Raw genomic sequence first — 4,126 nt, 5'->3', positions numbered from 1 at the left:
TTCCATGGCCGCGACGCACGAGTTGGTCGTGCCGAGGTCGATTCCGATGATCTTGCCCATTTGTCTCTCTCCCGAATTATGTGTTCGGCCGCTTCGGCCACTGGCGCAAAATTTGGGGGTCAACCGCCCCGTTTCAAGCGCCCTTGCTACAAAAAGTCCGCCTGCTTCGGCAAATCATTCCGGCGCCTGGGCAACGTTCACCAAGGCCGGGCGCAGCAGACGCTCATTGAGCATGTAGCCTTTTTGCAGGACCACCACGACCTCGTTGGGCTTGTGCTCCGGGCTATCGACCATGCTCATGGCCTGATGGCGTTCCGGATCGAAGGCCTCACCTGCCGGATCAATGATGACCAATCCGTGCCCGGTGGCTACGCGCAGCAATTCCTTGAGGGTCAGCTCGACGCCTGCTCGCATGCCCGCAGAATCCCCCTTGTCCGCGCTCAATCCACGCTCAAGGTGGTCGATCACGGGCAGCAGGTCGGCCAGCAGCTTTTCGTTGGCAAACTTCCGCGCCTGGTCGAGATCCCGCTGCAGGCGTTTGCGCTGGTTGTCGATTTCTGCGCGCTCGCGCAAGATCAGCTCGCGCATTTCGCCCAGCTTGACCTCGTACTCGGCCATAAGGGTCGCCATGGCCTCTTCTCCAGTTTCCACGGTTGATTCCTCGTCTACCGAATTGTCGGCCGGTTCGCGTGCCGGATCAGTATTTTCCATCTCGCCTCCAGAAAGCATGGCAACCAGACGGTATTCGCCCGGCCCCAGTCCAAATCGATCGTTGTGCCCGGCACGCCAGAGATTCGCTTCCTTTTGAGAAAGGGCGAAACCACGCGCCAGGATGTGTCCCGCCTACCCTATGGGGGCGTCGTCGGCCGGTTCAAGGCACCGGAAATCAACTGGGCCGTGGCAGCAACCACGGGAATGACGCGTTCATAGGCCATGCGCGTGGGTCCGATCACGCCGAGGACGCCGAGCACGCGATTGCCGACGCCGTACGGCGCGGTGACCAGGGAGTAGCCACCGAGGGCGGCGAAACCGGATTCTTCGCCAATGAAAAGCCGAACACCCTCGGCGCGGGAACAGCGTTCCAGCAGCTGCAAGAGGTCACGCTTGCGCTGAAAGGCGTCGAAAAGATCACGTAGACGGTTCACCTCGGAAAGCTCGTTGACGCCCATCAGGTTGGTCTGGCCGCTCACCAACATGTCGTTGTCGTCGGGGGACTGGAAGGCCTGCTGGGCGACCTCGACAGCGGATGCCAGCATCCTGTTCAGTCGCGCGCCCTCCTCCTGCATCTCGCGCAGGAGGCGCTTGCGGATCTCGTCCAGCCGCATGCCGGCATAGTTGGAATTGAGGAAATTCGCGGTTTGCTCAAGCTCGCTCGGAGAGAAGGGCTGCTGGGTCTCGATCACCCGGTTCTGCACCTGGCCATCCGTGAACACCAGGATCACCAGAAGCCGGCTGCCATCAAGGGCCACGAAATCGATGTGCCGAAACGGGAACTCATCGTGCTTGGGCACGCTGACAACGCCGACGAAGCGGGTCAATTCCGATAGCAGGGTGCTGGCGCTACCGAGCAGGGCTGGCGTCGCCGCACCGGTAGGCAGCTCGCGTCGCAGCTGTTCGACCTGGGGCTCACCCAGGGGACGCATCTCGAGCAGGCTGTCGACAAACATGCGGTAGCCCTGTGCTGTCGGTATCCGGCCCGCGGAAGTGTGCGGCGCCGCCACCAGACCGGCATCCTCAAGATCGGACATGATGTTTCGGATCGTCGCCGGACTGACATCAAGGCCCGAAGATTTGGCCAGGGTGCGAGATCCCACCGGCTGACCATCCGCAATGTACTGCGCAATCAGGGTTCTCAGCAGGGAACGCGATCGGGCGTCGAGTGAATCAGGATGGCCGGAATAGCTCATTCCGTGAGGATACACAGCGTTGATGGTAAGAGAATAGCGGTATTCGACGGATTGATGGCTGGACTGACATGCCTTCCCGGTCTCACACCATGGTTCCGGACTTGCGACAATACTCGCAGGCCCGGAAACTTCGACCGGGATTTTTCGGGACACATGCATGCTCCGTTCGCTCTATGTCAAAGACTTCGCCATCGTCGGCGAAGCTGAAATTGCCTTTGCTGCGGGATTGACCGTCGTGACGGGCGAAACCGGAGCCGGCAAATCACTGCTGGTCGATGCCTTGTTGATGCTGTCTGGCAACCGTGCCGATGCCAGCCTGGTCCGCCACGGCAGCGAACGCGCAGAACTCTCTGCCGAGTTCGATCTCGTCGGTCGCAAGGATCTGCTTGAATGGCTTCGTGAAGCAGAGTTCGATGACGAGAATGCCTGTCAACTGAGACGGGTCATTCGTAGCGAAGGCAGTTCACGCGCCTGGATCAATGGCAGGCCGGTCACCCTGACCCAGCTCAAGGCCCTCGGTGACCGACTGATCGAAATCCACGGGCAGCACGAACACCAGGCCCTGCTTGATCGAAGCCGGCAGTTGGCCATGCTCGATGCCTATGGCGCGCATTCCGAAGCCTTGGCCAGGGTGCAGGCGCTGGCAGTCTCCTGGCGCAAGGTCATGGCGCGTATCAAGGCGCTTTCTGGCGGACAGGATCACGCCGAACGCATGGACTGGCTGTCCCACCAGGTTGACGAACTCAGCTCGCATGCAATCGAGGCCGGAGAGCTGCATGTGCTTGAAGATACCCACAAGCGCCTGGCCAATTCGGGTCAGTTGCAGCAAGGTTGCGCCGGGTTGTCCGAACTCCTCGATGGCGAGAGCGAATTCAGCATCTCGCGCCTGGTCACGCGTGCGCACGGCGAAAGCCAGCGCCTTGCAGCGCTCGATCCTGCGCTGACACCACTTGCCGAGCTGCTTGATGCCGCGCGCATCCATATCGACGAATCGAGCGACAACCTGACGCGCTATCAGGATTCACTCGATCTCGACCCGGAACGCATGGCGGAAATCGACGCCCAGCTGGGCAAGCTCCACGAACTTTCGCGCAAACATCGCATTCCGATGGAAGAGCTCGTGGGTAAACGCGATGAATTGCAGATGGAGCTCGATGCCTTGCGCAACGCTGGCGCCGATCTCCAGAAGCTGGAACAGGAACGTCGCGAGCTAAGCGATCACTACGCAAAGGCAGCAATGAAACTGGCTGCGGCCCGCAAGACCGCCGCGAGCCGGCTCGGTCAGGCCGTCGGTGACCTGCTCGCGGATCTCGGCATGGCCGGTGGGCGATTCGAAGTCGAGCTTGAAGCACTACCGGCTGGCGACCCCGATCCCCAAGGCACGGAGCGCTGCGAGTTCATGGTCAGCGCCAATCCCGGACAACCGGTGCGCGCACTGCGAAAGGTGGCTTCGGGTGGCGAACTCTCCCGCATCAGCCTCGCCATTGAAGTGGCGGCGCTCGGCATGGATGAGGTTGGTACGATGGTCTTTGACGAAGTCGATGCCGGAATTGGCGGTGCCGTCGCCGAAGTCGTCGGCCAGAAATTGCGTCGCCTCGGCAGCCAGCGACAGGTGCTCTGTGTCACCCACCTTGCCCAGGTTGCAGCGCAAGGCCATGCCCACCTGCGCGTCAGCAAGGCGAGCGAAGCCGATTCAACCGAGACGCGCATAGAAAATCTCGATGCAACGGTCCGCCGCGACGAAATCGCCCGCATGCTGGGCGGCATCGACATCACTCGAGAAACCCAGGCCCTCGCGAAGCAGATGCTGCGCGAGGCGCAAAATACCGCCTGAGAAAGCGCCCTAGAACACCGTCGTCTCGAAATCGTCTCTGAACAGGGAGACGCAATCGATCAGATAGCAATCAAGCAGCCGCAGGCTGCGAGCGAACTGGCTGCTGGTAATCCTTTGCTCGCGGATATAGAGGAACAGGGGAAGCCCGTCCTGCCCAGTTGCAAGTCCAAGATATCGACCGAACTTGATGTCAGGATCCGGCGAATCAATCACGGCGAGCGTCCTTTCGTCCCCACCACTGCAGGCAGCGTCATTGCAGGCGAACAATTGTGCATTGCCGACCGTGCTTGGGGAACCGTGCACTCCGAGTATGGGAAACCCTTCCACGCTCAAGTTCAGGGCTACAGAAAAGCCTGCGGCGGCCTGGGTACTGACGCCGTTGATT

The 4,126-nt window shown here is 60.9% G+C and carries 4 protein-coding genes; 1 reads left to right on the top strand and 3 read right to left on the bottom strand.

All coding sequences use genetic code 11. The annotated features are described in order from the left end of the window. Window positions 1–174: 174 nt before the first annotated feature. Both grpE and hrcA read right to left on the bottom strand, forming a co-directional pair. Window positions 175–711, bottom strand: coding sequence for a nucleotide exchange factor GrpE (gene grpE, locus WBP53_RS10690; protein WP_423928733.1), 537 nt, complete (start codon window positions 709–711; stop codon window positions 175–177). Window positions 712–848: 137 nt separating this feature from the next. After that, a complete protein-coding gene (gene hrcA, locus WBP53_RS10685; protein WP_423928731.1) occupies window positions 849–1,907 on the bottom strand; it encodes a heat-inducible transcriptional repressor HrcA in 1,059 nt (352 codons plus the stop codon). Window positions 1,908–2,064: 157 nt separating this feature from the next. Here hrcA and recN point away from each other — a divergent pair, with 157 nt between their 5' ends. Continuing rightward, the gene (gene recN, locus WBP53_RS10680; RefSeq protein ID WP_423928729.1) at window positions 2,065–3,741 is read left to right on the top strand and encodes a DNA repair protein RecN; all 1,677 of its coding nucleotides are present in this window, start codon (window positions 2,065–2,067) and stop codon (window positions 3,739–3,741) included. Window positions 3,742–3,750: 9 nt separating this feature from the next. Here recN and WBP53_RS10675 read toward each other — a convergent pair. Further along, window positions 3,751–4,126 (bottom strand): hypothetical protein (locus tag WBP53_RS10675; RefSeq protein ID WP_423928727.1); only part of this gene is annotated, 376 nt, incomplete at its 5' end.

Origin of the sequence: Dokdonella sp. (genome assembly GCF_049593775.1) — a bacterium.
Classification (GTDB): Bacteria; Pseudomonadota; Gammaproteobacteria; order Xanthomonadales; family Rhodanobacteraceae; genus Dokdonella.
The sequence above is the reverse complement of the archived record's forward strand: the minus strand, read 5'-3'. Positions and strand labels throughout refer to the sequence as shown.

Bases quoted from the DNA above. Each gene is read 5' to 3' on its own strand.
- hrcA (WP_423928731.1), bottom strand. From the start codon at position 1,907: ATGAGCTATTCCGGCCATCCTGATTCACTCGACGCCCGATCGCGTTCC.
- grpE (WP_423928733.1), bottom strand. From the start codon at position 711: ATGGAAAATACTGATCCGGCACGCGAACCGGCCGACAATTCGGTAGAC.
- recN (WP_423928729.1), top strand. From the start codon at position 2,065: ATGCTCCGTTCGCTCTATGTCAAAGACTTCGCCATCGTCGGCGAAGCT.